Annotated in this window: 24 protein-coding genes; 18 read left to right on the top strand and 6 right to left on the bottom strand. The window is 69.0% G+C overall.

What is annotated here, in order from left to right; translation table 11 throughout:
* Window positions 1–95: 95 nt before the first annotated feature.
* Together AncyloWKF20_RS03250 and AncyloWKF20_RS03245 are read right to left on the bottom strand one after the other, a co-directional pair.
* Window positions 96–791 (bottom strand): sulfite oxidase-like oxidoreductase, encoded by a 696-nt coding sequence (locus AncyloWKF20_RS03250; RefSeq protein WP_279316518.1) that lies wholly within the window; start codon window positions 789–791, stop codon window positions 96–98.
* 140 nt (window positions 792–931) lie between these two features.
* A complete protein-coding gene (locus AncyloWKF20_RS03245; RefSeq protein ID WP_279316517.1) occupies window positions 932–1,666 on the bottom strand; it encodes a TerC family protein in 735 nt (244 codons plus the stop codon).
* A gap of 461 nt (window positions 1,667–2,127) precedes the next feature.
* On the opposite strand from AncyloWKF20_RS03245, the gene AncyloWKF20_RS03240 reads away from it, so the two are divergent.
* From AncyloWKF20_RS03240 to AncyloWKF20_RS03215, 6 genes are all read left to right on the top strand, one after another.
* Window positions 2,128–3,252: an extracellular solute-binding protein gene (locus tag AncyloWKF20_RS03240; RefSeq protein ID WP_279316516.1), complete on the top strand. Its 1,125-nt coding sequence runs from the start codon at window positions 2,128–2,130 to the stop codon at window positions 3,250–3,252.
* A gap of 153 nt (window positions 3,253–3,405) precedes the next feature.
* On the top strand, window positions 3,406–4,482 hold the full coding sequence (locus AncyloWKF20_RS03235; protein WP_279316515.1) for an ABC transporter ATP-binding protein: 1,077 nt from the start codon (window positions 3,406–3,408) through the stop codon (window positions 4,480–4,482).
* Window positions 4,475–5,512 (top strand): ABC transporter permease, encoded by a 1,038-nt coding sequence (locus AncyloWKF20_RS03230; RefSeq protein WP_279316514.1) that lies wholly within the window; start codon window positions 4,475–4,477, stop codon window positions 5,510–5,512. The genes AncyloWKF20_RS03235 and AncyloWKF20_RS03230 overlap by 8 nt, the downstream gene beginning before the upstream one ends.
* A gap of 181 nt (window positions 5,513–5,693) precedes the next feature.
* Window positions 5,694–6,491 carry an ABC transporter permease gene (locus tag AncyloWKF20_RS03225; protein WP_279316513.1) on the top strand — a complete coding sequence of 266 codons (798 nt, stop codon included), beginning with the start codon at window positions 5,694–5,696 and terminating at the stop codon, window positions 6,489–6,491.
* Window positions 6,492–6,626: 135 nt separating this feature from the next.
* A complete protein-coding gene (locus AncyloWKF20_RS03220) occupies window positions 6,627–7,619 on the top strand; it encodes an MBL fold metallo-hydrolase (protein ID WP_279316512.1) in 993 nt (330 codons plus the stop codon).
* Between the two features lie 123 nt (window positions 7,620–7,742).
* A complete protein-coding gene (locus AncyloWKF20_RS03215; RefSeq protein ID WP_279316511.1) occupies window positions 7,743–7,991 on the top strand; it encodes a DUF3297 family protein in 249 nt (82 codons plus the stop codon).
* A 6-nt stretch (window positions 7,992–7,997) separates the two neighbouring features.
* On the opposite strand, the gene cutA is transcribed toward AncyloWKF20_RS03215, so the two are convergent.
* Entirely contained in the window at window positions 7,998–8,330 is a 333-nt protein-coding gene (gene cutA, locus AncyloWKF20_RS03210; protein ID WP_279316510.1) for a divalent-cation tolerance protein CutA, read from the bottom strand.
* A gap of 27 nt (window positions 8,331–8,357) precedes the next feature.
* Between cutA and AncyloWKF20_RS03205 the strand changes: the two genes are divergently transcribed.
* Window positions 8,358–9,173, top strand: a complete 816-nt coding sequence (locus AncyloWKF20_RS03205; protein WP_279316509.1) for an NAD kinase — start codon at window positions 8,358–8,360, stop codon at window positions 9,171–9,173.
* 39 nt (window positions 9,174–9,212) lie between these two features.
* Here AncyloWKF20_RS03205 and AncyloWKF20_RS03200 read toward each other — a convergent pair whose 3' ends face one another.
* Window positions 9,213–10,334, bottom strand: a complete 1,122-nt coding sequence (locus tag AncyloWKF20_RS03200) for a DUF2336 domain-containing protein (RefSeq protein WP_279316508.1) — start codon at window positions 10,332–10,334, stop codon at window positions 9,213–9,215.
* 110 nt (window positions 10,335–10,444) lie between these two features.
* Entirely contained in the window at window positions 10,445–11,521 is a 1,077-nt protein-coding gene (locus tag AncyloWKF20_RS03195) for a hypothetical protein (RefSeq protein WP_279316507.1), read from the bottom strand.
* Window positions 11,522–11,642: 121 nt separating this feature from the next.
* Between AncyloWKF20_RS03195 and AncyloWKF20_RS03190 the strand changes: the two genes are divergently transcribed.
* From AncyloWKF20_RS03190 to AncyloWKF20_RS03160, 7 genes are all read left to right on the top strand, one after another.
* On the top strand, window positions 11,643–12,206 hold the full coding sequence (locus AncyloWKF20_RS03190; protein WP_279316506.1) for a nitroreductase: 564 nt from the start codon (window positions 11,643–11,645) through the stop codon (window positions 12,204–12,206).
* 3 nt (window positions 12,207–12,209) lie between these two features.
* Window positions 12,210–12,809, top strand: a complete 600-nt coding sequence (locus AncyloWKF20_RS03185) for a flavin reductase family protein (protein ID WP_279316505.1) — start codon at window positions 12,210–12,212, stop codon at window positions 12,807–12,809.
* 106 nt (window positions 12,810–12,915) lie between these two features.
* Window positions 12,916–13,626 carry a L,D-transpeptidase gene (locus AncyloWKF20_RS03180; protein ID WP_279316504.1) on the top strand — a complete coding sequence of 237 codons (711 nt, stop codon included), beginning with the start codon at window positions 12,916–12,918 and terminating at the stop codon, window positions 13,624–13,626.
* A gap of 108 nt (window positions 13,627–13,734) precedes the next feature.
* Window positions 13,735–14,376 carry a ParA family partition ATPase gene (gene parA / locus AncyloWKF20_RS03175; protein WP_267582873.1) on the top strand — a complete coding sequence of 214 codons (642 nt, stop codon included), beginning with the start codon at window positions 13,735–13,737 and terminating at the stop codon, window positions 14,374–14,376.
* A gap of 220 nt (window positions 14,377–14,596) precedes the next feature.
* Window positions 14,597–14,935, top strand: a complete 339-nt coding sequence (locus AncyloWKF20_RS03170) for a hypothetical protein (RefSeq protein ID WP_279316503.1) — start codon at window positions 14,597–14,599, stop codon at window positions 14,933–14,935.
* Between the two features lie 280 nt (window positions 14,936–15,215).
* On the top strand, window positions 15,216–17,252 hold the full coding sequence (locus AncyloWKF20_RS03165; protein ID WP_279316502.1) for an autotransporter assembly complex protein TamA: 2,037 nt from the start codon (window positions 15,216–15,218) through the stop codon (window positions 17,250–17,252).
* Window positions 17,252–21,511 (top strand): translocation/assembly module TamB domain-containing protein, encoded by a 4,260-nt coding sequence (locus AncyloWKF20_RS03160; protein ID WP_279316501.1) that lies wholly within the window; start codon window positions 17,252–17,254, stop codon window positions 21,509–21,511. Before AncyloWKF20_RS03165 ends, AncyloWKF20_RS03160 begins: the two co-directional genes overlap by 1 nt.
* A 4-nt stretch (window positions 21,512–21,515) precedes the next feature.
* Here AncyloWKF20_RS03160 and AncyloWKF20_RS03155 read toward each other — a convergent pair whose 3' ends face one another.
* Complete coding sequence (locus AncyloWKF20_RS03155) at window positions 21,516–22,310, bottom strand: SDR family oxidoreductase (protein WP_279316500.1); 795 nt, start codon at window positions 22,308–22,310, stop codon at window positions 21,516–21,518.
* Window positions 22,311–22,476: 166 nt separating this feature from the next.
* On the opposite strand from AncyloWKF20_RS03155, the gene AncyloWKF20_RS03150 reads away from it, so the two are divergent.
* From AncyloWKF20_RS03150 to sseA, 4 genes are all read left to right on the top strand, one after another.
* Entirely contained in the window at window positions 22,477–23,919 is a 1,443-nt protein-coding gene (locus AncyloWKF20_RS03150) for a deoxyribodipyrimidine photo-lyase (protein WP_279316499.1), read from the top strand.
* A gap of 123 nt (window positions 23,920–24,042) precedes the next feature.
* Window positions 24,043–25,074: a cysteine synthase A gene (locus tag AncyloWKF20_RS03145; protein ID WP_279316498.1), complete on the top strand. Its 1,032-nt coding sequence runs from the start codon at window positions 24,043–24,045 to the stop codon at window positions 25,072–25,074.
* Window positions 25,074–25,790: an alanyl-tRNA editing protein gene (locus AncyloWKF20_RS03140; RefSeq protein WP_279316497.1), complete on the top strand. Its 717-nt coding sequence runs from the start codon at window positions 25,074–25,076 to the stop codon at window positions 25,788–25,790. Before AncyloWKF20_RS03145 ends, AncyloWKF20_RS03140 begins: the two co-directional genes overlap by 1 nt.
* A gap of 82 nt (window positions 25,791–25,872) precedes the next feature.
* Window positions 25,873–26,736, top strand: coding sequence for a 3-mercaptopyruvate sulfurtransferase (sseA, locus tag AncyloWKF20_RS03135; RefSeq protein WP_279316496.1), 864 nt, complete (start codon window positions 25,873–25,875; stop codon window positions 26,734–26,736).
* Window positions 26,737–26,759: the final 23 nt, after the last annotated feature.

Below are 26,759 nucleotides of genomic sequence, written 5' to 3'. Positions count from 1 at the left end.
CGCCACGCGGCGGGAATGGATCAACGAAAAAAGGCCGGCGGGTTGTCCCACCGGCCTTTTTCATGCGCGGGAAACGCCCGGATCCGTCAGGCGCCTCACTCGTCGTCGGAATAGCGCTGCTCGCGCCACGGGTCGGCGTGGTTATGATAGCCGCGCTCCTCCCAGAATCCGCGCTTGTCGCCGGTGCGGAACTCGATCTGCTTGAGCCACTTGGCGCTTTTCCAGAAATACAGATGCGGCACCACCAGCCGCACCGGGCCGCCATGCTCGGTGGTGAGCGGCTGGCCCTCCCAGCTATGGACGATCAGCGCATCCTCGGCGGCGAAGTCCTCCAGCGCGAGATTGGTGGTGTAGCCGTCATAGGACGACAGCAGCACGTGGGTCGCCTCGGGCTTCGGCATCACCAGGTCGAGCAGGTCGCGCGTGGCGAGGCCCTCCCAGCGATTGTCGTAGCGCGACCAGGTGGTGACGCAGTGGATGTCGGTCACCTCCTGCGTCTGCTTCTGCGCCCGGAAGGTCGCCCAATCCCAGGAGAGCGGCTGCTCCACCGCGCCGGTGACGTCGAGCCGCCAGCGGTCGAGCGGCAGGCGCGGCTGCATGCCGAGATCGAGCACCGGCCAGTCGCGCACCAGATGCTGGCCGGGCGGCAGGCGGTCGCTGTCCGGGCGCGTCACCTTGCCGGTGAGAAACTTGCCCTCGCGCGCCCAGCGCTGCTTGGTGGTGGTGAGCTTGCTGTCGGCCGGCAGCGCGGCCTCGGCGGCGCGTGCGGGCTGGTCGCTGGTGTCGTCCATGAAGGGGCTCCCTCCGCGAATGGAGCCACATTCTAGCATGACGGGCGACGCGGGCTTTCCTGAGCCCACGCCGCCCGCCTCACGCTTGCGTCAGCCGCGCCGGTCCTGCCCCGGACCGGCGCGGCCGAACTCTACCCGCCTCAGTGCGAGACGCGACGGCGGCGCTGCACCATGTTCAGCGCCTCAATGCCGGCGGAGAAGGCCATCGCGGCGTAGATGTAGCCCTTGGGCACATGGGCGCCGAAGCCTTCCGCGATCAGCGTGGTGCCGATCAGCAGCAGGAAGCCCAGCGCCAGCATGACGATGGACGGGTTGCGGTTGATGAAGTTGGCGAGCGGGCCCGCCGCGAGCAGCATGGTCAGCACCGCGAACACCACGGCGATCACCATGATCGGGATGTGATCGGTCATGCCGACGGCGGTGATGATGCTGTCCACCGAGAAGACGAGGTCGAGGATCAGGATCTGCACGATCGCCGCGCTGAAGCTGACCTTGATGAGCTCGCCGGTCGCCGCCTGCTGTTCGTCATGCGGAGCCATGCTGTGGTGGATTTCCTTGGTCGCCTTCCACACCAGGAACAGACCGCCAGCGATGAGGATCAGGTCGCGCCAGGAGAAAGCCTGGCCGAACACGGAGAACACCGGTTCGGTGAGCTGGACGATGATCGCCACAGTGCTGAGCAGGCCGAGGCGCATGACCAGCGCGAGGCCGATGCCGATCTTGCGCGCGCGGGGCCGGATGTCCTCCGGCAGCTTGTTGGTGAGAATCGAGATGAAGAGGAGGTTGTCGATACCGAGCACCACCTCCATGGCGATCAGCGTGATCAGCGCCGCCCAGGCTGCCGGGCTCGCTGCAAGTTCAAGCAAATATTCCACGGAATCACTCCCCGAGCATGGATTGGCGCGGCATGGCCGCGCGGCCGCACAAGCCGCGCTGCGCAACGCGGCGGCGGTTTTGATGGTCGATCAACAGATGGCGAAAGGGCAAGAGAGGACACGTTCCAGCTAGCGCGACATCGGAAGCGATCCGACATCACGCGACTGCCAGCTAAGCGTCGCGTCAGAGGGGCCCGGATCAACGGGTAGGACAAGACTAGGGGAGAGGGCGCGGATTGGCAGCGTCCGCGCCCTTGACAGATTGTCGCACCCCGCCCGCCGGGGCCTGCAAGGCGCTGCGGCAGGTTGCAGGAAGGCGACATGCCCGTTGCGCGGGAACGACATGCCAAAAAGCCATCCACAACCCCGCTTCCGCGACGCGCGAGGCCGTGTCATCGTCCGTTCATCGCCCCCTACTAGAGCGAACGCAGTTTTGCCCCTGGGGGCTTAGGGAGGTACTGATGATCCGCTTTTCCCGCCGTGACATGATGAAGGCCGGCGCCTTCGCGCTGGCCGCTCCGGCCGTGCTGCGCGCCCATGACGCCCTCGCCACCTCCGGCTCCGTCACCGTCTATGCCTGGGGCGATTATTTCGACAAGAACCAGCTGCTCGCCGACTTCACCAACGCCACCGGCGTCAAGGTGAACCTCTCGACCTACGGCTCGAACGAGGAATGCGAGAACAAGCTGCGCGCCGCCGGCGGCAAGGGCTTCGACATCATCTTCCCGTCGGTCGACACCGGCCCGAACTACTACAAGGACAACCTGCTCCAGCCGATCGACGAGTCGAAGTTCAAGGCGGCGCAGGTCGTTCCCTCGATCTACCGCAACTCGCTCAACCTCGGCGCCGCCTATCGCGGCAAGCGCTACCTCGTGCCGTTCGACTGGGGCACCGAGGGCATCACCTGGGATTCCAGCAAGTTCGACAAGAAGTCGGGCGAGATCTCTTATGGCGACATGTGGCTGGCCGGCTTCCCCAAGCAGACCGCCATCCGCCAGAAGTCGGTGTTCAACGGCGTCGCGCTCTATCTCGACGCCACCGGCGAGCTGAAGTCGGACCGTGGCCTCGACCTCTACAAGTCCGAAGCCGAGTCGCGCCGCGTGTTCGAGGGCGTGCTGAAGTACATCGTCGCCCATAAGGCCAATATCGGCGCCTACTGGAACAACGCGACGGAGGCGACCGCCGCCTTCACCGACGCGGGCTGCACCATCGGCCAGACCTGGGACACCACCGGCATCCTGCTCCACCGCAACACCGACAAGAAGTGGCGCTATGGCATGCCCAAGGAAGGCGGCCTCGCCTGGACCGACACGTTCGGCATCCCGGCTGGTGCGGCCAATGTCGAGCAGGCCTATGCGCTCCTGAACTTCCTCTACCAGCCGGAAATCGGCGCCAAGTTCGCCAACACCACCGGCTACAACAGCGCGGCGGTCGGCGCCGACCAGTTCCTCTCGGAAGAAGCCCGCGCGGCCTTCCAGGCGGCCTATCCGGCCGGCACCATCGACAACCTGTTCTGGTGGCCGATGCAGACCGACTTCTACGCCAAGCTCCGCGCCGAATATGTCGAGAAGCTGACCAACAGCTGATCGGGCGTGTCGGGCCGCTCCGGCCCGATCTCACCTCACCACGTCATCCCCGGGCACGCCCCGGGGATCCCCGCCCGCGCCCTGCGGGTAGCGGAGGTGGATGGCCGGGCCAAGCCCGGCCATAACCGCCCACATCATGGCTGATGGTCCCCCATGCGCGGCAAGGACGTTCGTCTCGATCAGGTCTCGATCCGCTTCGGCGAGGCCACGGCCGTGCAGCCGACGGATCTCTCCATCCAGGCCGGCGAGTTCTTCTCCATCCTCGGACCGTCCGGCTGCGGCAAGACCACGATCCTGCGCACCATTTCCGGCTTCATCGAACCGACCGCCGGGCGCGTGCTGATCGGCGGCGAGGACATGGCGGGCAAGGGCCCCAATGAGCGGCCCACGGCGCTGATCTTCCAGAATCTCGCGCTCTTCCCGCTGATGAGCGTCGCCGAGAATGTCGCCTTCGGGCTGGAGGCGCGCGGCGTCGCCAAGGCCGAGCGGCTGCGCCGGGCGCAGGAGCTGCTCGAACTCGTGGCACTCAGCGGCTATGGCGACAAGAAGCCGTCCGACCTCTCCGGCGGCCAACGCCAGCGCGTGGCGATCGCCCGGGCGCTCGCGGTGGAGCCCTCCGTGTTGCTGCTCGACGAGCCGCTCTCCGCGCTGGACCTGAAGCTGCGCCAGCACATGCGCACCGAATTGCGCGCGATCCAGAAGCGGGTCGGCATCACCTTCATCTACATCACCCACGATCAGGGCGAGGCGCTCGCCATGTCCGACCGCGTGGCGGTGATGAGCCGCGGCCGGCTGGAGCAGGTGGCGGATGCCGACACGCTCTATGCCGACCCCGCGACACCGTTCGTCGCCACCTTCGTCGGCGAGCAGAACGTGCTGCGCGGCACGGTGGCGACGCTGAGCGACGACATCGCCGCTGTGGACACGCCGGTCGGCCGCCTCACCGGGCGCGTGAAAGGCCCGCTGAAGGTCGGCGAGACCGCGCTGGTGATGGTGCGCCCCGAGCGCATCAGCCTCGACGGCACCGGCGAGAACAAGGTCGCCGCCCGCCTCGCCGCGCGCAGCCTCGAAGGTCCGGCCGTGCATCTGCAATGTGCCGCCCCGGCCCACAACTTCACGGTCACCGTGCCGAACGGGCCGGATGTGCGGGCACTGCCGGAGGAACTCACCCTCGCCTTCAGCCGGCAGGACACGCTGGTCTACCCGGAAGGGATCCTCGCCCATGGGTAGCCTCGCGCGCGCCTATGGCCGCCCGCTGGCGGCGGTGATCGCCGGCATCACCCTGCTGTGGATCCTCGCGCTCATCCTCGTGCCGCTCGGCGCGATGCTGGAGCAGTCGCTGTGGTGGCGCGATTCCAAGGGCGACGTGTCGCTGCAGATCGACCGGCTCTACAACGACATCTCCATCCTCCAGCTCGACCGCGCCAGCGCCACCGATGCCGCGCGGCAGGCCGAGCTCGACGCCGCGATGGCGCAAAAGCAGGCGGAAGCCACCGAGCTCGAGGCGCAGGAGAAGAACCCGCCCAAGACCTATGGGCTGGCCAATTTCACCCGCATGAGCGGGCTGCACTTCTACATCTTCGTGCGCACCATCCTCTACGCGCTGATGGTGACGGCGCTGGCGCTGATCGTCTGCTACCCGGTCGCCTATCTGGTGGCGCTGGCGAGCGGGCCGCGCAAGGCGATCATCCTCACCGTCGCGCTCATCGTGCCCTATGCGATCAACGAGCTGCTGCGGGTCTATGCCTGGCTGATGATCCTCGACTATCGCGGCGTCATCAACGGCGTGCTGGCCTGGATGGGCTTCATCAATCTCGACGCCCGCGAGTGGATTCCCTTCCTGGAGAACCCCTCCGCCGTCTTCCTCGCGATGATCTACACCTATGTGCTCTTCATGGTGTTCCCGATGGTAAACACGCTGGAGACGCTGGACCGCAACCAGATCGAGGCGGCGCGCGATCTCGGCGCCTCGACGCTGCGCATCCACCGCCGGGTCATCATCCCGCACGCCAAGCCGGGCATCGCGGTGGGCTGCATCATGACCTTCATGCTGTCGGCCGGCTCCTATTCCGTGCCGGCGATCATGACGCGCGGCCAGGGCGGCGACTGGTTCAGCCAGCTCGTCTACCGGCAGTTCTACGAGAGCAACAACTGGAACATGGGCTCGGCCTATGCGGTTTCGCTGCTCGTGGTCTGCACCGCCTTCATCCTGCTGATGATGCGCCTGTTCGGCGTCGGGCTGAGGGACATCGCGAAATGAGGATGGAGTCTCCGCTCATCGCACTGAAGCGCGATCGCACCCGACACCACGTCATGGCCGGGCTTGGCCCGGCCATCCACGCCTTTGCCGCCACAAGGCGCGCCCGGTCGACGTCGTGGATGCCCGGGCCAAGCCCGGGCTTGACGCTGTGCCTGAGGGCAGACGCAGCCGGAGTCACCCCATGAGCACCTCGACCGAGAGCGCCGGCGCGCGGCTGGTGCTGAACATCTATATCGGCCTGTTCGTGCTCTATCTCTTCCTGCCGCTGGCGGTGATGTCGGCGGCGGCGTTCAATTCCTTCGACTACCCCTCGGTCACGCAATGGCGCGGCTTCACCCTGCACTGGTTCGTCGCGCTGGCCGATGACCAGCGCCTGCTGCAAGGCCTCGTCAATTCCGTGCTGGTGGCGCTCGGCGTCATCGTGGTGTCGATCCCGGCCGGGCTGTCGGGGGCGCTGATCCTGACCCGGCTCGGCCAGCGCTCGGGCACCTTCCTCTATTCGGTGCTGGTCTCGCCGGTGCTGACGCCGGGCATCATCCTCGGCATTTCCAGCCTCATCTTCTGGCGCGAATTCGGCGTGCCGGGCGGGCTGTTCGTGGCGGTGATGGCGCAGTCCAGCTTCATCGCCTCCTACGCCATGCTGCTCTTCCTCGCCCGCCTGCAACGGCAGGACCGCACGCTGGAGGAGGCCGCGCTCGATCTCGGCGCCAGCCACCCGCTGGTGTTCCGCCGCATCACCCTGCCCTTCCTCGCGCCAACCTGCTTCACCGCGGCGGTGGTCGCCTTCCTGCAGTCCTTCGAGAACTACAACACCACCGTCTTCGCCATTGGCGGCGAGTGGACGCTGGTGACGGAGATCGCCTCGCGCCTGCGCTTCGGCCTGTCCCCCGTCATCAATGTGGTGGGCGTGATCTTCGTCGCCCTGACCTTGATCGCCGCCATCAGCTATGTCGTCCTGAAGCGCAAGCCGTCCCGCTGAGGGCGTCCGCCCGGCTCTCACCGGAACGTGATGCCTCCCGCGATTGCCGGTTGACGCTGCGCGACTAGCTTGCTGCCGCGATCCAAAGCGCGATCCGATGCGTTTCAGACGGGTCTTCCATCAACGGAGTCTGCGATGACGATCATGTCCCGCCGCCAGGCGCTGGCCGGTGCCGCGAGCCTGCCGGTGCTCTCCGCCGCCCTGCCCCTGTTCGCCGCGAGCACGGCCCCGGCGGCCGCCCAGACCACCACGGGCCAGCAGGTGCCCGGCCTCTACCGCTACAAGATCGGCGACATCGAGGTGACCGCGGTCAATGACGGCGTGCGCTCCTTCCCGCTGCCGGACGGCTTCGTGAAGAACGCCTCGCGCGAGGAGGTGAACAAGGCGCTCGAGGCCTCCTTCCAGCCGAAGGACCGCATGAGCATCCAGTTTAACCCGCTGCTCATCAATAATGGCGGCAAGCTCACGCTGATCGACACCGGCAACGGCCCGCAATCCGGCAATGCCACGGTCGGCCGGCTGACCGCCAATCTCGGCTGGGCCGGGGTGAAGCCCTCGGACATCAACACGGTGGTGATCTCGCATTTCCACGGCGACCACATTAACGGCCTGCGCGCCACGGATGGCGCCCTCGCCTTCCCCAATGCCGAGGTGCTGGTGCCCGCCGCCGAGTGGAAGTTCTGGATGGACGAGGGCGAAATGAGCCGCGCTCCGGAAGGCCTCAAGGCCAATTTCCAGAACGTCCGCCGCGTGTTCAAGGACATCGAGAGCCGCGTGAAGCCCTATGAGTGGGACAAGGAGGTCGTCCCCGGCCTCACTTCGGTGAACGCCGCCGGCCACACGCCGGGCCACACCGCCTATGTGCTCGCTTCGGGCGACGGCAAGCTGTTCATCCAGTCCGACACCACCAACACGCCCATGCTGTTCGCCCGCAATCCCGAGTGGCAGGTGCAGTTCGACATGGACGGCGCCAAGGCGGCGGAGACGCGCAAGCGCATCTACGACATGGTGGCGGCCGAGCGGCTCCAGCTCACCGGCTACCACTACCCGTTCCCGGCGACCGGCTTCATCGAGAAGGACGGCGCCGGCTACCGCGTCGTGCCGGCGGTCTGGCAGCCGGTACTTTAAGCCGGGCGTGGCAATTCACTGAATGACGGCGCGGGGGTGAGGCAATGCCTTGCCCCCGTCTTTCATTCTGGAGCGGGCGCGGCTATGTCTCGCCGCGACTTTCCTTGCACAGCGAGCCCCTTCATGAGCGACACGCTTCCCGACCGCCTCTCCAGCGACCCGACCAGCCCCTATCACGACGAGGCCCTGCTCGCCCGTGGCGTCGGCATCCGTTTCAAGGGCGTCGAGAAGACCAATGTCGAGGAATACTGCGTCAGCGAAGGCTGGATCCGCGTCTCCGTCGGCAAGGCGCGCGACCGCGCCGGCAACCCGATGACCGTGCTGCTCAAGGGCCCGGTGGAGCCCTATCTGCGCGACGAGCCGCAGGAATAACGCCGCTCAGCCCACGGTTTCGGTGGTGATCCAGTCGAGATAATCGGGATCGCCATCGACGATGGTCATGACCACGACGGCCGGGACTTCATAGGGATGGCGGGCGCGCACCGCCTGCGTGACCGCGACGGACAGATCCTCGCGGGTCTTGAAGATCATCACGGTCTCCTGCGCCTGCTCGATCTCACCCTGCCAGCGATAGATCGACATCATGCCCGGCAGTATGTTGACGCAGGCGGCCAATCCGTCGGCCACGATGGCCCGGCCGGCCGCTTCGGCCTCGACGGCGCTCGGCCAGGTCGTATAGATCATCACCGTGCCGTCCATCCGCGCCGTCATCCTCACAACTCTTCCGGGCCGTCCCGCATGAACGAAGTCGCCCGCCCCACGGATCCGAACGCGGAAGCTGACGCTGCGCAAGCCTATAACCGAATCGCCTTTGTCGCGAGCGAGGCGCCGGATGCGCAGCAGGCGCGCGCCATGCTGGTGGCGCGGTATGGCGAGGAGCCGGTGGAGGATGCCGACATCGTGGTCGCCCTCGGCGGCGACGGCTTCATGCTGCAGACCCTGCACCGCTTCCGCGACAGCGGCATCCCGATCTATGGGATGAATCGCGGCTCGGTCGGCTTCCTGATGAACAGCTTCCGGCAGGACGATCTGCCGACCCGCATCGCCGCCGCCCAGCGCGTCGTCATCCATCCGCTGATGATGGAGGCCACCGACGTGAATGGCCGACTGCACCGGGCGCCCGCCATCAACGAAGTCTCGCTGATACGCCAGTCCTATCAGGCCTCCAAGCTGCGCATCGCCATCGACGGCAAAATGCGCATGGAGGAGCTGATCTGCGACGGCGTGCTGGTCGCCACCCCGGCGGGCTCGACCGCCTATAATCTCTCGGCGCAGGGGCCGATCCTGCCCATCGGCACGCCGCTTCTCGCGGTCACGCCGATTTCCGCCTTCCGCCCCCGCCGCTGGCGCGGCGCGCTGGTGCCGGATCGCGCGCGGGTGGACATCGCCGTGCTGGAATCGGAAAAGCGCCCGGTCAACGCCACCGCCGACCATTTCCAGGTGCTCAATGTCGTCGCGGTGCGGGCCAAGCTCGACCCGGCTTCGTCGATGACCATGCTGGTCGACCGCGACCACTCAATGGAAGAACGCATCCTGCGCGAGCAGTTCGGCTGATCGCGCAGAAAACCGGGGCGTGGGGGACGGCGCGCCGGATCAGGCGGCGATGCCGCGCCCGCCCGCTTCCTCGCGCCAGCCGCGCAGCATGGTCAGCAGCCGCTCGGCGCCGGGCGCCACCTCGTAACGGCCGATCACCTCGTCGAGGATGCGGCGCTCCAGATCCGCGGCGTCGAGCCCCTCGCCTTCCGCCGCCTGCACCACTTCGAGCGCCGTGCGGAAGGCGATATAGGCGCCGCGCGGCAGGCCGATGCGATCATAAACAGCGCGGAACGAGCGGCCGGACCGGTCCGCCAGCATCGCCGCGACCTCGTCGGAGCTGATCTCCGCCAGCACCGACGCCATCTCCTGGAACAGCCGCACCTCGCCGAAGAGCAGTGCGCGCAGCGCCAGCACGGGGGTCAGCTTGCCCTTGGCCTTCATCCCCTCGACGGCGATGCGCAGACGCGTGCCGGTGTCCTGCATCGGCATTTCGCGCGGCGCCTCGGCATCGGCTTCCTCAGCCGGGCAGGCCTCGCGGGCGACGCGCGAGGCGGCATCCGGGCTCAGCCAGCGGCGCTCGGCAACAAAAGCGGAGAGCGTGTCGGCGACCTCGCGGATCAGCGCGTGATGGATGGCGGGCGGCAGGTCCGGGCGGGCCAGCAGCGCCTCGCGCAGCGCCGGCATCTGGCCGAAGCGGGTGGCAAGGCTCACCAGCGCCGCCTCACCGAGCCGGGCCGAGCGGTTGCCGGCAAGCGCCAGCGCGCCCTGCGGGCCGGCCAGGCGCGCCAGCACGGTGGCGACCTCCGGCTGGAGATCGCGCCGCGCGGCGATGGCGAGGCGCACCATCTCGTCGCCGGTCTCGCAGAAATGGATGAGTTCGCGCAGGCTCGGCACGGGCGAGCGGGCGAGCATCACCGCGGCGGGCGCCCCGCCCTGCGCGGCGATGCCGAGCACGAGGTCCGCCGGCACCAGCGGGTGATCGGCCAGCGCGGCGGCAAGCGCGAGGCGCACCTCAAGGCAGGGATCATCCGCGAGTTCCGGCAGCGCCGCCTCGATCTGCGAACGGTCGGCAGCGCCGAGATCGGAGCGCAGATAGGCCCGCGCCAGCGCACCGGCCGCCTTGGCCCGCGCCGCGTCGGGCGCGGTCCGCGCCCACATCAGAAACTGACGAACGATCATGGCCGCCCCCCGCACTCGTTATCGGAGCGACGATGATGCGGCGAACGCCCTTAAGAAACGGTTGACCATAAGCCGACGGATCGCTCGCATGCTGCGCTGCGGTATCCCGATCAGTCGCCGCTGCCCTCGTCGGTGCTCACGCTCGGCGGGGTCGCTTGTTCGCCCACGATGACATCGACCGGGGCGTCATGGCCGGCCTCGACCTTGAAATCCTTGGTGAAGGTCTTGCCCTCATAGCGGGCGACGGCGGTGTATTCGCCTTCCGCCAGCACCAAAACCGGATTCGCGCTCATCGATTCCTTGATGCTGTCGCCACCCGGGCTCAGCACGGACCATTGCGCGTCGGGAATCGGCGCGCCGCCCGGCGCATTCACCAGCCGCAGCACGATTTCCGCCGCGCGGTGGTGCAGCGTGGCATCCGCCACCTTGCCCGGCGCGACCGAAATATCCGCCTGGATGACGGCGTTACCCTCGCCATAGGTCGAGACGACGTAATAGTCGCCCGCCGGCAGCACGACGAGATCGCCGGCATTGGCGTCGCGGAAATAGGGGCGGCTGGAAGCGCGGCCCTGCAGGAAGCTGCCCTCGAAAATATCGAAGGTCACCTTCTGCGGGGGGATCTGCTTGTCGCCGACATCGGCGTGCAGCCGGATGCCGCCGGCGGGAAGGGTGATCTGCTCGCGCCGCGATTCGTCGCCGACGACGATGCGGCGGGCGACGCTGGCGAGGCCGTAGGAGACGTGCACCACATAGCCGCCGGGCGAGAGGAAAAACACCGGCGCCGGGTCGGCCGCCTCGGCCACCAGCGGGTAGGCGCCCGAGGGCTCCGGCCGGTCGGCGAAGACGCGCCAGACGAGGCCGCGGGGCACCAGCCCCTCCTTCTCGCCATAGCGCGCGCTCATGCCGATGGCCGCCTTGCCGGGTGGCGGCTGGGGCAGGATGGTGTGCGGATCGCCTGCCGGCTTCACCGCGGCGGGGGCCTGCGTCGCCGGCTGGCCGGGCTTCAGCGCCGGCTTGCCGGCGGGAGCGGTGGCGGCCGGAGCGGCGGCACCCGGCGCGAGATTGCCGGCGAAGGGCAGCGCCTGCGCCAGCGCGCCCGCCGGCGCGGCGAGCACGAGAAGCGCGACCGCCACCGGCAGGCGCCGGCGCGGCACACGGAAGGAGTCGGGACGGGGCGCGTCAACCATGCCGGCTTGGTGCCCGCAAAGAGGGGCGAATTCAAGTCAAACTACCGGCACCCTCCCCCGCCGCGCCTTGGTGGCCGAACGCGGCCGTGCTACCGGCGAACGCCCGCAGAGGATGGACCCGATGACCGACGCGCTGACGCTGCTCAAGACCCGCAAGAGCCCGAAGATTTTCGACCTCACCGGCCCCGGCCCCTCCCCGGCCGAGATCGACGAGATGCTCACCATCGCCTCGCGCGTGCCCGACCACGGCAAGCTCGCGCCGTGGCGCTTCATCATCTTCGAGGGCGACGGGCTGAAGCGCGTCGGCGAGGCCATCGCGCAGGTCTTCCTTTCCGACCACCCCGACGCCAATCCCGATCATATCGAGCAGGAGCGCAACCGGCTCTCGCAGGCGCCGCTGGTCATCGCCGTGGTGTCGAAGACCGTCCCGCACGCCAAGATCCCGGAATGGGAGCAAACGCTCTCCGGCGGCGCCGCCTGCACGCTGCTCGTCGTCGCCGCCCATGCGCTCGGCTATGCCGCGACCTGGCTCACCCAGTGGTACAGCTACGATGCGCGCGTGCGCGCCGCGCTGGGTCTCGCCGAGAGCGAGCGCATCATCGGCTTCGTGCATATCGGCACCCTCGCCCGCCCGCAGGAAGACCGCCCCCGCCCGGCGCTCGCCGACATCGTGACGAGGTTCTGAGCCATGTTCTACGAGCCCGCCCGCCGCAATCACGGCCTTCCGCACGACCCGCTGAAGGCCATCGTCGCCCCCCGCCCGATCGGTTGGATCTCGACATTGGCGCCGGATGGCACGGCGAATCTCGCGCCCTATTCCTTCTTCAATCTGGTCAGCGAGAACCCCTCCATCGTCATGTTCTCCAGCGCGGGCCTGAAGGACACCGTGCGTAATGTCCGCGCCAGCGGCGAATTCGTCTGCAACCTCGCGACGCTCGAGCTGGTCGAGCAGGTGAACCTCACCTCGAAATACATCGCGCCGGACGAATCCGAGTTCGACCTCGCTGGCCTCGAGCGCGCGCCCTCACGGCTGGTGAAGCCGCCGCGCGTCGCCGCCTCGCCCTGCGCGCTGGAATGCGTGGTGACGGAGAGCTTTGACCTGAAGGACCGCACGGGCGCCGCCAGTGGCCGGCACGTCACCTTCGGCGAGGTGATCGGCGTGCATATCGACGAAACCTTCATCGAGGGCGGGCTGGTGCGCACCGACAAGATGCACGCGCTCGCCCGCTGCGGCTATTTCGACTACGCCTGGGTGGACACGCTGAAGGCCGTGCCGCGGCCGGAATAGCCGCCGACAATAGCCGGCGTCATGGCCCATCTCACGCAGATGGAAACCACTTGTTCACCATAATCGCAGTAACATGCGCGCATGTGCTGGTGGAGGCTTGCCAAAGATGCGTGTTGTTGATCGTCGTGCCGTGCTGGGCTTTTCGCTCGCCGGCGTTGCCCTGGCTCTCGGCGGGTGCAACCGCACCACGACCGCCAGCGCGCCGCTGGCGCCGATGTCGTCCGTGTCGAGCTATGCCAGCATCAATCCGGCCGGCAATTACGGGCCGGTCTCCGACCGTTTCCCGATCAAGGCGTTCGACACCTCGTCGATCAACCCGGCCTTCCTGCGCCGCGAGGTCGCCTACAGCACCACCGAGCCGGCCGGCACCATCATCGTCGATCCGCGCGAGCACTTCCTCTATTACGTGCTGCCGGGCGGCCGGGCGATGCGCTACGGCGTCGGCGTCGGCAAGCAGGGCTTTGGCTGGTCGGGCACCGCCACCATCAATTCCAAGCAGGAATGGCCGGACTGGTACCCGCCCAAGGAGATGATCGAACGCCGGCCGGACATCAAGCCGCAGCTCACCCAGCTGCAGAGCGGCGTCGGCGTGCCCGGCGGCCTGTCCAACCCGCTCGGCGCCCGCGCCATGTATCTGTGGCAGAACGGCAAGGACACGCTCTACCGCATCCATGGCACGCTGGAGCCGGAGACCATCGGCACCAACGTGTCCTCCGGCTGCATCCGCATGATCAACCAGGACGTGATCGACCTCTACAACCGCGTCGCCGTCGGCACGCGCGTGGTCGTGCTCGGCGCGCCCCGTCCGGGCGTCTGATAGCCGCTGCGTCAACGGCATCCGCCCCGTCACATCAGCGGGGCGGATTAAACGGTTGCTCCCCGCCGGTTGCAGTGCAACCTTCGGCAGGGCGGGAGACATCAACCTATGAGCGGCCACATCATCACCATCGCCCAGCAGAAGGGCGGGTCGGGCAAGACGACGCTCGCCGCCCATCTCGCGGTCGCCTTCGCCCGCGCCGGCAAGCGCGTTGCGCTGATCGACTGCGACCCGCAGGGCAGCCTGGGCGAATGGTTCGAGGCGCGCGAGCAGACGCTCGGCGAGGCGGCGACGGGCCTCTCCTTCCGCACCGCCAGCGGCTGGGGCGCGCGCCGCGAGGCCCGCAGTCTCGCCCGCGACTATGATGTCGTGGTCATCGACACCCCGCCGAAATCCGACGTCGAATCCCGCCCCGCCATCGAGGCGGCGAGCTTGGTCGCGGTTCCCGTGCAGCCCACCCCCATCGACCTCTGGGCCACCCAGCCGACGCTGGAGATGATCGCCAAGGAAGGCACGCCGAGCCTGCTCGTCATCAACCGGGCGATTGCGCGCGGCGGTCTGACGCAGGAAATCTCCGAAGCCATCCGCGCGCTCGGCCACCCCGCCGCCCAGACCCGCCTCGGCAACCGCGTCGCCTTCGCCGCCAGCATGGGCGAGGGCCTGACCATCATGGAGACCGACGCCGGCTCCAAGGGCGCGCTGGAAGTCGAGGCGCTCGCCGCCGAGCTGGTGGCCGCCCTCCCCGCCTGAACGAGCCCCCTCTACCAACGTCTCCCAACCGACGGGCGCCCGCCTTTTGGCCCGACACGGCGTCAATTCAAGAGGTTTCACGCCTAGTTTATTGCATTCACGCAATCCGTTCACGTCATCGCGACCGGGGAACAAGTCGCGCCGCAATGACTTTTCCCCCCGAACGTCCGCTGACGGCACCGAGCTGCGGCGGGCGAGACAACCAGAACGGAGACGTGACATGAAGAAGATCATCATCGCCACCGCCGCCGTCGCGAGCCTCGGCTTCGCGGGTGCCGCCTATGCGAACCAGCAGAGCTACAGCAACACCACCTGGCAGGAGACCGCCACCGGCACCTACCAGACCGCTCCGCGCACCAACTATGCGCCGGGCTATGACGCCCGCACCGGCGTGGTCGAAGGCCGCAACTCCGCCTTCGTGGATCCCGATCGCGGCATGGCCGGTTCCTATGTGGACTCGCGCTACGGCGATGGCCTGACCACCTATCAGCGCAATCCGGGCGTCGAGCCCTACATCGCCAAGCAGATCGAGATGGATCAGCGCGGCACCGGCAACTGACGAGGGCCTTCGGGCCTTCCGACGGAGGACAGGCGCGGCGCCCCTGGCGGGCCCGCGCCTTTGCCTTGTGTGCAGCTTTTATTGCTCCACATTTCCGCCAATCGCTACCACATCACCGTCCTGTGGTTGACGCCGGGAACCGGCCAAGGCAATCAGGACAGGCGCTTTCCGTACGGCAAGCCAAAATTCATAGCCGTGACTGTATCTTCGCGGCAAAGTGACCCGGGCGGCTTCCTCGCTCGGTTCACCGGTCCCCGGACCGCTACTCGGGTGTGGACAATTGGCGTGTTGCGTAACGAGAGAGCTGAGCCGACCGGACCGCGCCCTGCGCGCCCGTCAGGCTGTTCTCGTCGTCGCGCTCGCTTTCACCCTTTTGGCGCCGGGCATCGCCCACGCGCAATCGGCCCCGTCCAATGCGGAGCCCGCGCCGGCGGCGAGCGAGAACGCGCCGCGCCCCGGCCTGTTCAACTCGCTCCTCAACCTGTTCAGCCCGAACCGCATGGCCGATGACGGCCCGCCGGCGCCGGACGCGACGCCCTACACGGTCGAGATCGACATAAAGGACGCCGACCGTTCCCTGCGCAATGCGGTGGAGGGCGCCTCCTCGCTGGAAAGCCTGTCGCACCGCCCGCCCTCCGGCGCCGCCGGCCTCGTGCGCCGGGCGCTGGCCGATCGCAACAACATCACCACCGCGCTCTATGGCGAAGGTTATTATGCCGGGCTGATCCGCATCCGCATCGCCGGCGCGGCGCCCGAGGCGGCCAACATCTTCGAGATCGTCGAGGCCGCCCGCAAGCAAGGCCCGGTGCCGGTGCGGGTGGAGGTCGAGCCCGGCCCGCTTTTCACCTTCGGCACGGTGCAGATCCTCGACGCGCGCACCCGCCGCCCGCTCGCCGACGCCCCGACCCTGCGCCGCCTGCGGCTGGAACCGGGCCAGCCGGCGCTCGCCAGCAACATCGTGCGGGCCGAGGGCGCGTTGGACGATCATTATCGCGGGCTCGGCCACCCCTTCGCCCGTGTCGCCAGCAAGGATGTGGTGGCCGACCACAAGACCTCGACGCTCGACGTGTCGATCTATGTCGAGCCTGGTCCGGTCGCCACCTTCGGCCGCTTCACCGTCTCAGGCGCCGATTTCCTACCTCCCGGCTTCATCGAGGAGCGGATCGAGATCGCGCCGGGCACGCCCTATTCGCCGGAGACGCTGAACCGCCTGCGCCGGCGGCTGCTGACCTATGAAGCCATCGCCAGCGTGCGCATCGAGGAAGCGAGCAAACTCGACGCCGATGGCAGCCTGCCGATCACCCTGATCGTCGAGGCGCGCAAGCCGCGCTATGTCGGCTTCAGCGGCACCTATTCCTCGACAGAGGGCGCGGCGGTCAACGCCTTCTGGGGCCATCGCAATTTGTTCGGCGGCGGCGAGACGCTGCGGCTCGACGCGCAGGCCTCCTGGTTCGGCGAGAAGTCCGAAGCGGTGCCGGATGCCGACCCCTTCGGCTACAAGGTCTCGGCCTCGTTCATGAAGCCCGGCATCTACACCGCGCAGGACGACCTGGTGGCGCAGGCTGCCGTGCTGCGCGAGGTGACCAACGCTTATGTGCGCGAGGCCGTCACCCTCGTTGCCGGCGTGCGCCACCGTTACAGTGACGACCTGTCGCTGCAGATCGGCATCGACCTTGAACAGTCGCAGGTGGAGGACACCACCGGCACCGGCGATTACAGCATTGTCGGCGTGCCCTTCGATCTCACCTATGACACGCGCGACAATGAGCTCGATCCCTCGCGCGGCATCCGCTTCGCCGGCACGCTGGAGCCCTTCGCCTATCTGGGCGATGCCGGCGCCGGGCCGGTCATGGTCAAGGGCGCGCTCTCGGCCTATCACGCCTTCGATGAGGACAAGCGCTTCATCCTCGCCGGCCGTGTCGCCGCCGGCAGCGTGTTCGGCGCCGGCCTCTACGACATCCCGCCGCAGCGCCGCTTCTATGTCGGCGGCGGTGGTTCGCTGCGCGGCTATGACTACCAGTCCGCCAGCCCGCGCAATGATGACGGCATCATCATCGGCGGCCGGTCCTTCTTCGAGGCCTCGCTCGAAGGACGCATCCGCGTCACCGACACGATCGGCATCGTGCCCTTCTTCGACATGGGTTCGGCCTACTTAAGCGAATGGCCGGATTTCGACGGGCTGAAATACTCGGCCGGCGTCGGGCTTCGCTACTACACCGCCATCGGTCCGCTGCGCCTCGACCTCGCCTTCCCGCTCAATCCGGGGCCGGATGACGGGGATTTCGGCCTCTATGTCAGTCTGGGGCAGGCGTTCTGATGATGCGCATCGTGAAAAGCCTGCTGTTCCTCGTCCTCGGCCTCGTGCTGCTGGCCCTGCTGTTGTTCGGCGCCGTGCAGACGCCGCCGGGCAAGGCGCTGCTGGCGCGCACTGTTTCCTCCCTCGCCTCCTCGCCCGACCTTCAGGTGGAGATCAGCGACCTCACCGGGCTCGTGCCGTTCGACATGCGCGCCGGCAGCGTGCGCGTGGCCGACCGCGAGGGTGAGGTGGCGCAGGTGGACGGTCTGCATCTGGCCTGGCGCCCGCTGGCGCTGTTTGAGCGCACGGTGGACATCACCCGGCTCACCGCCACCCGTGTCGAGGTGCTGCGCCGGCCCCTTCCGCCCAATGAGCCGCCGCCGCCGGGCGAGCCGCCCTCGCTGGCCGTGCCGATCCGCATCGGGGAGCTGAGCTTCCCCGACATCGTGCTCGCCGAGCCGGTGCTCGACCATGCCGCGCGGCTCTCGCTCACCGGCTCGGCCGACATCGCCTCGCTGGCGCGCGGCCTCTCGCTCGACTTCGCCCTGCAGCGGCTGGACGCGGAAGGCAGCCTCACCGGCCGCGCCAGCTATGCGCCGGAAAGCGACACGCTTGATCTCGACATCGCCGCCCGGGAACCTGCCGGCGGGCTGATGGCGCGGGCCGCCGGCCTTGAGGGCCTGCCGGAGATCACCGCGACGCTGAAGGGCACCGGCCCGCTCGACGCCTGGGACGGCCAGCTCGGCGTTACCGTCGGCACGCTGGCGCAGGCCACCGGCGCCGCCGGCATCCGCGCCGTGCCTGACGGCCACCGGCTCACCTTCGCCATCGACGCGGACATGGCGCGCCTCCTCCCGCCCGACCTCGCCCCGCTCGCGGAAGGCCGCACGGAACTCGCCGGCGCCGCCTTGATCGACGCGGAGCGCCGCATCACGCTGGAGCCGACCACGCTGCGCGCCGCCGGCCTCGGTGCGCTGGTCCATGGCACTATCGCCCCGGACCGCACCGCCGACCTCACCTTCGACGCCACGGCGGGCGCCGCCTCCCGGTTCAGTGCCCTCACCCCCGGCCTCGGCTGGACCAGCCTCGCTCTCGCCGGCACCGCCAAGGGCGACCTCGCCCGCCCCTCGCTCGACGCGCGCCTCACCGCGCAGGGCATCAGCGGAGCCGGCTATGGCGCGAGCGACCTGCACGCGACGCTGCGCACCGTGCCCAATGGCGGCGGGGCGATGGCGATCATCATCGAGGGCGACGCGCAGGGGCTCACCGCAGCCGACCCGGAGGTCGCCGGCGCGCTCGGCACGGCCGGCACCTTCAGTGCCAGCGGCACGCTCCCCGCGGACGGCCCCGCTACCCTCACCGAACTCACCGCCCGCCTCACCGCACTGACCGCCCATTTCGCCGGCACCGCCACCCGCCAGTCGATCGACGGCGATCTCGATGTGCAGCGGCTCGATCTCACCGCCTTCGGCCCGCTCGCCGGGCGCCCGATCGGCGGTCAGGCGCAGTTCAAGGCCCGCGTCGCCGGCAGCGCCGATTTCGCCCGCCTCTCGCTCGATCTCAACGGCGCCGCCACCGGCCTCGTCACCGGCATCGCCCAGATCGACCGACTGCTCGGCCAGCAGACCCGCTTTACCGGCGCGGTGGCGCGTGATGGCGCCAATGCGCTGGCCGTGCGCGATCTCAAGCTCACTACAGACGGGCTCGCCGTCACGGTGGACGGGCGTATCGCGACCGACCTCGCCAACCTCACCGCGAAAGTCGCGCTGGACGATCTCGCCCGGCTCGACCCGCGCGTCTCCGGCGCCGCGCAGGCGGACGCGGCTTTCTCCGGCACGCTGGACAAACTCGGCGTCACCGCCACACTGCGCATCCCGCAGGGTACGGCGATGGACCGCCCGCTCCGCGACATCGCCCTTGATGTCACCGCCAGCGACATCACAAACGCGCCCTCCGGCTCCTTCACCCTCGCGGGCGAGGTGGCCGGCAAGCCGGCGCGCGGCACTGGCGCGCTCGCCAGCGGCGCGGATGGCAGCCATCGCCTCACCGGCCTCGACCTTGCCATCGGCTCGGTCACCGCGCGCGGCGATCTCACCATCAGCGCGGATACCAAGGCGACCGGGCGCCTCGCCATCGCCGCCGGCAATCTCGCGGATATCTCCGTGCTAGCGCTCACCGAAATCACCGGCCGGCTCAACGCCGATGTGACGCTGGATGTGGTCAACGGCCAGCAACGCGTCGCGGCCACCGGCGACGCCGCCAATATCGCCTTTGCCGGCCGCAGCCTCACCAGCGCGCGGATCGACGCAACGGTGACCGATCCACTCGGCGTGCCCCTCATCAACGGCACCGCCGATCTGCGCGGCCTCGATCTCGGCGGCACGACGGTGGAAAGCGCCAATGTCCGGGCCACCGGCAACGCCGCCGGCACCGACATGACGGTGGACGCGGTGGCGCAGGGCTTCACCATCCGCACCGCCGGCCGGCTCACCCCGCAGGCGGGCGGCGCGCAGATCCGGCTCGACCGCCTCGCCGCCACGCGCGGCGCGCTCACCCTCACCACCGCCGCGCCCGCGACCTTCGTGCTTGAGAACGGCACGGTGCGGACGGAGCGCGTGGTGCTGAACGCTTCCGGCGGCAGTCTCACCGTGGCCGGCACGGTGGGCGAGACGCTGAACCTCACTGTGGATGCCCGCGCTCTGCCGCTGGCGTTGGCGGAACTCGCCGCGCCCGGGCTCGACCTTTCCGGCACGCTCGCCGGCAATGCCCGCATCACCGGCACCCCGGCGGCGCCGACCGGCACCTATGAGCTGCGCATCGCCCGCCTCTCGACCCCCGACATCGCCCGCTCCGGCGCCGGCCCGTTCGACATTACCGCCTCCGGCACGCTGGCCGACCGCCGGGCGAGCCTGCGCGCCACGGTGAACGGCGCCAATCTTCAGGGGCTCACCATCACCGGCTCGGTGTCGGTGGGCGCGGGCCAGCTCGATCTCGCGGTACGCGGCGTGGTCAACCTCGCCATCGTCAACCCGGTGCTCGCCACCACCGGCGCGCGCATTCTCGGCACGGCCAATGTGGATGCCACCATTCGCGGCACGGCGGCGGCACCGAGCGCGGGCGGCACGGTGCGCATCAGCGGCGGGCGCTTCGACGACAATGTGAACGGCATCGCGCTCGACCAGATCCAGGCCGTGCTGACGGGTACGGACCGTTCCATAACCATCACCTCGCTCACCGCCCGCACCACCAATGGCGGCTCGGTGACCGGGCGCGGCACGATCGCGCTGGACCCGGCGGCGGGCTTTCCCGGCCGGATCGACCTTGATCTCGTCAATGCCGCTTTGGTGAACAGCGATCTGATGCGCCTCGTCGCCGAGGGGCGGCTGGGTGTCGAGGGCGCGTTCCTCAACGGGCCGCGCCTTACCGGCCGCATCACCCTGCGGGCACTCGACATCTCCATTCCCGACCGTTTCGGCGGCGGCGTGCGGGCGATTGATGTGCGCCACGTCAATGCCAGCAAGGCGTTCACCGCCAAGCGTCAGCAGGCGCAGGCCCGCCCCACCGCCGCCAGCCGCAATGATGGCGTTAGCCTCGATCTCGTGCTGGCGGCGCCGAACAACACCGTGTTCGTGCGCGGCCTCGGCATGGACGCGCAGCTCGGCGGCGAATTGCGGCTCACCGGCACCACCCGCGCGCCCATCGCGCTCGGCGGCTTTGACCTCCGACGCGGCACCTTTGATTTCGCCGGGCGGCGCCTCACCTTCACGCGCGGGCGGATTACCTTCACCGGCACCACCGACCCGGAGCTCGACTTCGTGGCCGAGACCACCGGCAATGACGTGACGGCGCGCATCACCATTTCCGGCCCGGCCTCGCGCCCGGAGGTGAGCTTCAGCTCCACCCCCACCTTGCCGCAGGACGAGATCGTGGCGCGGCTGATGTTCGGCCGCTCGGCGGGCAACCTCAATGCCGGGCAGGCGGTGCAGGTCGCCCAGGCCATCGCCCAGCTTTCCGGCGGCTCCGGCGCGCTGGAGAATCTGCGCCGCTCGCTCGGGGTGGACAGTCTCGACGTCGGCACCAACGAGGCCGGCACCGGCGGGCAGATCGGCATTGGCCGCCGGCTCAACGACAATATCTATCTCGGCGTGCGCCAGGGCACGACCTCGGGATCGAGCAAGGTCACCGTCGATATCGACGTGACCCGCAACATCCGCCTGCAGGGCGCCACGGGCGCCGACGGCTCGGCCGAGGTCGGCATCGGCGCCCAGTGGGACTATTGAGGCGTCAGCCCCGGTAGCGCGGCGCGGGATCGCGCAGCGACAGGCCGGGTTGCAGCGCGAGGCGCGCCGCCGTCACCGCCTCGAAGCCGGCGAAGTCGGGCAGCGGCGGAATGGTGATGGCCTCGCCCAGATCCAGCCCCTTCAGCGCCGCATCGACCAGATTGTCGGCGCTCATCACCGCCTCTTCCGGGAACACGTTGGCGTCGAGGCCCGCGCGCTCGAAGAACTCGGTGCGCGTCGCCCCCGGCAGCACCGCCTGCACCCGCACCGGGCTGCCCTGCAGCTCGGTCTGCAGCGACTGGGTGAAGGCGAGCACATAGGCCTTGGTCGCGGCATAGGCGCCGGGGAAGAACTCCGGCACGATCGCCACCACCGAGGCGATGTTGATGAGCGTGCCGCGCCCGCGCCGGGAGAAGGTATCGACCGCCGCCACCGCGAGCCGGGTCAGCGCGACGACATTGAGCTGCACCATGGCGTCGATCTTCGCCGGGTCGGCGCCCACCACCGGGCCCTCCGTGCCGGAGCCGGCATTGTTGACGACGAGGGTGAGCCCCTCCTCCTCGACGATGCGCGCGGCGACGCGGGCGGCATCCCTCGGCTCGGCGAGATCGGCGGCGAGCACCTCGACCTTGCGGCCGGTGGACGCTCTCAGCTCGCCCGCCAGCGCTTCCAGCCGCTCGCGATTGCGCGCGACGAGGATCAGGTCGTAGCCGCGCTTGGCCAGCCGATCCGCATAGACCTTGCCGATGCCGCTGGACGCGCCGGTGACGAGGGCGGTGCCCGGTGATGCTGCACTCATAAGGACGTCTCCCGCGGCAGTTGCCGCTTTGATGATGACCATCATGGTACGGACGGTTTCCCAGCCCCGGCAAGCGGACGCTGACGGAAAGGCACGGCGTGGCCGATCCGGGCGGGCGAATTCGACGTAGACTGCGCACCCCTTCCGTTCCCGTCTGGCCGTGCTCATGCCCGCTTCTGACCCCCGCCCCGCCCTCGTCTGGCTGCGCGACGATCTCCGCCTCGCCGACAATCCCGCGCTCACGGGTGCAGTCGAGGGCGGCCGGCCGGTCGTGCTCGCCTATGTGCTGGATGAGGGGCGGCAGACCCGCCCGCTCGGCGGCGCGGCGCGCTGGTGGCTCGGGCGGGCGCTGGCGGATCTCTCACGGGCGGTGGCGGCGCGCGGCGGCACGCTGGTGCTGAGGCGGGGCGACCCGGCCGCGATCATTCCGGCGCTGGCCGAGGCGGTGGATGCCGAATCCATCCACTGGAACCGGCGCTATGACGCGCCGCAGATCGCGCAGGACGCGGCGCTGAAAGAGGCGCTCAAGGCTGCCGGGCGCACGGTGAAAAGCCATAACGGCACGCTGCTGCACGAACCCTGGACGGTTAAGAACCAGTCCGGCGGGCCGTTCAAGGTCTACACGCCCTTCGCCCGCGCCGCGCAGCAGCAGCCGGTGCGCGCGCCGCTACCCGAGCCCTCCACGCTGCGCTTCGCCCCGGCACCGGCGAGCGAGGCGCTGGCCGACTGGCATCTAACGCCCTCCGCGCCGGATTGGGCCGGCGGGCTGCGCGCCACCTGGCAGCCGGGGGAGGACGGCGCGCGGGCCACCCTCACCCGCTTCCTCAAGGAGGGCCTCGCCGGCTATGCGGAGAACCGGGACCGGCCGGACCTTGAGAATGTCTCGCGCCTCTCGCCCTATCTGCGCTTCGGCAACATCTCGCCGCATCAGGTGCTCGCCGCGACCCGCCATGCCGAGGCGGCGGGAACGGCGGGGGCGAAGGACGCCGCGAAGTTCGTCGCCGAGCTGTACTGGCGCGAGTTCTCCTATCACCTGCTCTACCAGTTCCCGACGCTGGCCAGCGCGAACTTCAACCCGCGTTTCGACGGCTTCGGCTGGGCGAGCAACGCGGCGCATGAGCGCGCCTGGCAGCGCGGCCGCACCGGCTACCCCATCGTCGATGCCGGCATGCGCCAACTCTGGCAGACCGGGTGGATGCACAACCGCGTGCGGATGATCGTCGCCTCCTTCCTCATCAAGGACGCGCTGGTCGACTGGCGGCGCGGCGAGGACTGGTTCTGGGACACACTGGTCGACGCCTGTCCCGCGAACAACCCGGCGAGCTGGCAATGGGTCGCGGGATCAGGGGCGGACGCAGCGCCCTATTTCCGCATCTTCAACCCCATAACCCAGGGCGAGAAGTTCGATCCCGACGGCGCTTATGTCCGTCGCTACATCCCGGAACTCGCGCGCCTGCCGGCCGAGGCGATCCACAAGCCCTGGGCGGCCAAGCCCGACGTGCTGCGCCGCGCCGGGGTGACGCTCGGCCTCACTTACCCGCACCCGATCCTCGATCACGCCACTGCCCGCGAGCGCGCGCTCGCCCGCTACGAGGCCATTCGCGGTTGAACGGCGCGACTTCCGCCACCAACCCGGTTGCCGCCGCGCCGATAGCCTACTAGTTTCGTGCACTTTCCAGCGGTCGGGCAACGCGACCGTCCAGCGGTGCCAAAGCGGCGGTGATTTCAGACGATGACGATCCGTAACGGTCTTGTCGACGCGGTCGGCAACACACCCCTCATCAAGCTCAAGCGTGCCTCCGAGCTCACCGGCTGCACCATTCTGGGCAAGGCGGAATTCCTCAATCCCGGCCAGTCGGTCAAGGACCGGGCCGCGCTCTACATCATCAAGGACGCGGTGGCGCGCGGCGCGCTGCGGCCCGGCGGCGTGATCGTGGAGGGCACGGCGGGCAATACCGGCATCGGCCTCGCCCTTGTCGGCAATGCGCTCGGCTACCGCTCGGTGATCGTCATTCCCGAGACGCAGAGCCAGGAAAAGAAGGACATGCTGCGGCTTGCCGGCGCCACGCTGGTCGAGGTGCCCGCCGTCGCCTACGCCAACCCGAACAATTATGTGAAGGTCTCCGGCCGCCTCGCGGACGAACTCGCCAAGACCGAGCCGAACGGCGCCGTCTGGGCCAACCAGTTCGACAACGTCGCCAACCGGCAGGCGCATATCGAGACCACCGGCCCGGAAATCTGGGAGCAGACCGAGGGCGCGGTGGACGGCTTCGTCGCAGCGGTGGGCACCGGCGGCACGCTGGCCGGCACCGGCATGGCGCTGAAGGCGCGCAATTCGCGCATCAAGATCGGCCTCGCCGACCCGTTCGGCGCCGCGCTCTACAGCTATTACACCACGGGCGAGCTGAAGGCAGAGGGCTCCTCCATCACCGAGGGCATCGGTCAGGGCCGCATCACCGCGAACCTTGAAGACGCGCCGATCGACGTCGCCTACCAGATCCCCGATGCCGAGGCCGTGCAGATCGTGTTCGATCTTCTGGAGCATGAAGGCCTGTGCCTTGGCGGCTCCTCCGGCATCAACATCGCCGGCGCCATGCGCCTCGCCCGCGAGCTTGGGCCCGGCCACACCATCGTGACCATCCTGTGCGACTACGGCACGCGCTACCAGTCCAAGCTGTTCAACCCGGAATTCCTGCGCGAGAAGGGCCTGCCCGTACCGGGCTGGCTGGAGCGCACGGTCCACATTCCGAGCGTGCTCGTCTGATGGCCACCCGGCTCCTGTTCCGCGACGACGCGTATTTGCGCGAAACCGTCGCCACCGTGACCGCGATCACCCAAGAGGGCGGCATCATCACCGACCGCACGGTGTTCTACGCCAATGCCGGCGGCCAGCCGGGCGACAAGGGCGTGCTGCGCCGCGCCTCCGGCACCGAGATCGCGCTGGCCACTGCCGTCTATGGGCCGGACAAGGCGGAGGTGATCCACGTTCCCGCGACCGCCGGCGGCGAGCTGCCGGAGGTCGGCGAAGAGGTGACGCTCGTCCTTGATTGGGACATCCGCCACAAGCGGATGCGCATGCACACGCTGCTGCATCTGCTCTCCGTCGCCCTGCCCTACCCGGTGACGGGCGGCTCCATCGGCGATGCGGAAGGTCGGCTCGATTTCGACATTCCCGAAGCCAATCTCGACAAGGACGCCATCACGGCGAAGCTCGCCGAGATGATCGCCACCGGCGCCGCTGTCACCGAGAGCTGGATCACCGACGAGGAACTTCTGGCCAATCCCGGCCTCGTCAAGACCATGTCGGTGAAGCCCCCCATGGGAACCGGGCGCGTGCGCCTTGTCGCCATTGAGGGGCTGGACCTGCAGCCCTGCGGCGGCACCCATGTGCGCAGCCTCGCCGAGATCGGCGCCGCGCAGGTGACCAAGATCGAGAAGAAGGGCCAGCAGAACCGCCGCGTGCGGGTCGCGTGGGCCTGACGTTCTCGGCGTTCGGGGCGCCAGCTTGAGGCGCCCCCGCCGGCCAACCAGGGCGGCGCCCGCCGCCCACCGGGAGTAAGCAATGTCCTATGATCCCCGCTTCGTCAGCACCGAATGGCTGGCCGCCCATCTCGGCGCGCCAAACCTCGTCATCGTCGATGCCTCCTGGCACATGCCGGCGACCGGGCGCAGCGGCCGGGCGGAATATCTGGAGCGGCACATTCCCGGCGCGGTGTTCTTCGACATCGACGCCATCTCCGACACGTCGAGCCCGCTGCCGCACATGCTGCCGACGGAAATCGTGTTCCGCGCCGCGATGGAGTCGCTCGGCATCGGCCGCACGATGAAGATCGTGGTCTATGACACCGCCGGCCTGTTCTCCGCCCCGCGCGTGTGGTGGACGCTGAAGGCCTTCGGCGCGGTGGATGTGCAGATCCTCGATGGCGGCTTTCCGAAATGGCTGGCGGAAGGCCACCCGGTCGAGGCGGGGGAACCGACCATCTACCCCGCGAGCTTCGAGGCGCATCTCGACAAGAGCTGGGTCGCCAGCATCGACGAGGTCGCCACCCGCCTTGCCAATGGCAGCGCGCAGGTGCTGGACGCCCGCGCCGCCGAGCGCTTCCGTGGCGAGGCGCCGGAACCGCGCGCCGGCCTGCGGGCGGGCCACATTCCCGGCGCGCGCAACCTGCCGGTCTCCGAGGTGGTGAAGAATGGCCGGCTGGTCGATTCCGACGCCATCCGCGCGGCGGTGGACGCGGCCGGCATCGACACCGGCCGCCCGGTCATCACCAGCTGCGGCTCGGGCGTGACCGCCGCCATTCTCTGGCTGGCGCTCGATGTCATCGGCGCCCGGCCCAAGGCGCTCTATGACGGCTCCTGGACCGAATGGGGTGGCTCCGACCGCCCGGTGGCGACCGGCCCGGCGGCAACGCTGCCCAAGGACTGAGCGGGGGCGTGGACGGCCCTAGC

It is taken from the genome of Ancylobacter sp. WKF20 (assembly GCF_029760895.1).
In the GTDB taxonomy this organism is placed as follows: Bacteria; Pseudomonadota; Alphaproteobacteria; order Rhizobiales; family Xanthobacteraceae; genus Ancylobacter.
This window is presented reverse-complemented; position numbering and strand designations above follow the sequence as displayed.

What these genes read in the sequence shown, in the direction of transcription:
- AncyloWKF20_RS03160 (WP_279316501.1), top strand. Translation starts at nt 17,252, where the DNA reads ATGATGCGCATCGTGAAAAGCCTGCTGTTCCTCGTCCTCGGCCTCGTG.
- AncyloWKF20_RS03140 (WP_279316497.1), top strand. Translation starts at nt 25,074, where the DNA reads ATGGCCACCCGGCTCCTGTTCCGCGACGACGCGTATTTGCGCGAAACC.
- sseA (WP_279316496.1), top strand. Translation starts at nt 25,873, where the DNA reads ATGTCCTATGATCCCCGCTTCGTCAGCACCGAATGGCTGGCCGCCCAT.
- AncyloWKF20_RS03200 (WP_279316508.1), bottom strand. Translation starts at nt 10,334, where the DNA reads ATGATCGTTCGTCAGTTTCTGATGTGGGCGCGGACCGCGCCCGACGCG.
- AncyloWKF20_RS03170 (WP_279316503.1), top strand. Translation starts at nt 14,597, where the DNA reads ATGAAGAAGATCATCATCGCCACCGCCGCCGTCGCGAGCCTCGGCTTC.
- AncyloWKF20_RS03230 (WP_279316514.1), top strand. Translation starts at nt 4,475, where the DNA reads ATGGGTAGCCTCGCGCGCGCCTATGGCCGCCCGCTGGCGGCGGTGATC.
- AncyloWKF20_RS03225 (WP_279316513.1), top strand. Translation starts at nt 5,694, where the DNA reads ATGAGCACCTCGACCGAGAGCGCCGGCGCGCGGCTGGTGCTGAACATC.
- AncyloWKF20_RS03155 (WP_279316500.1), bottom strand. Translation starts at nt 22,310, where the DNA reads ATGAGTGCAGCATCACCGGGCACCGCCCTCGTCACCGGCGCGTCCAGC.
- AncyloWKF20_RS03215 (WP_279316511.1), top strand. Translation starts at nt 7,743, where the DNA reads ATGAGCGACACGCTTCCCGACCGCCTCTCCAGCGACCCGACCAGCCCC.
- AncyloWKF20_RS03250 (WP_279316518.1), bottom strand. Translation starts at nt 791, where the DNA reads ATGGACGACACCAGCGACCAGCCCGCACGCGCCGCCGAGGCCGCGCTG.
- AncyloWKF20_RS03180 (WP_279316504.1), top strand. Translation starts at nt 12,916, where the DNA reads ATGCGTGTTGTTGATCGTCGTGCCGTGCTGGGCTTTTCGCTCGCCGGC.
- AncyloWKF20_RS03220 (WP_279316512.1), top strand. Translation starts at nt 6,627, where the DNA reads ATGACGATCATGTCCCGCCGCCAGGCGCTGGCCGGTGCCGCGAGCCTG.
- AncyloWKF20_RS03145 (WP_279316498.1), top strand. Translation starts at nt 24,043, where the DNA reads ATGACGATCCGTAACGGTCTTGTCGACGCGGTCGGCAACACACCCCTC.
- AncyloWKF20_RS03240 (WP_279316516.1), top strand. Translation starts at nt 2,128, where the DNA reads ATGATCCGCTTTTCCCGCCGTGACATGATGAAGGCCGGCGCCTTCGCG.
- cutA (WP_279316510.1), bottom strand. Translation starts at nt 8,330, where the DNA reads ATGACGGCGCGGATGGACGGCACGGTGATGATCTATACGACCTGGCCG.
- AncyloWKF20_RS03150 (WP_279316499.1), top strand. Translation starts at nt 22,477, where the DNA reads ATGCCCGCTTCTGACCCCCGCCCCGCCCTCGTCTGGCTGCGCGACGAT.
- AncyloWKF20_RS03205 (WP_279316509.1), top strand. Translation starts at nt 8,358, where the DNA reads ATGAACGAAGTCGCCCGCCCCACGGATCCGAACGCGGAAGCTGACGCT.
- AncyloWKF20_RS03185 (WP_279316505.1), top strand. Translation starts at nt 12,210, where the DNA reads ATGTTCTACGAGCCCGCCCGCCGCAATCACGGCCTTCCGCACGACCCG.
- AncyloWKF20_RS03190 (WP_279316506.1), top strand. Translation starts at nt 11,643, where the DNA reads ATGACCGACGCGCTGACGCTGCTCAAGACCCGCAAGAGCCCGAAGATT.
- parA (WP_267582873.1), top strand. Translation starts at nt 13,735, where the DNA reads ATGAGCGGCCACATCATCACCATCGCCCAGCAGAAGGGCGGGTCGGGC.
- AncyloWKF20_RS03235 (WP_279316515.1), top strand. Translation starts at nt 3,406, where the DNA reads ATGCGCGGCAAGGACGTTCGTCTCGATCAGGTCTCGATCCGCTTCGGC.
- AncyloWKF20_RS03195 (WP_279316507.1), bottom strand. Translation starts at nt 11,521, where the DNA reads ATGGTTGACGCGCCCCGTCCCGACTCCTTCCGTGTGCCGCGCCGGCGC.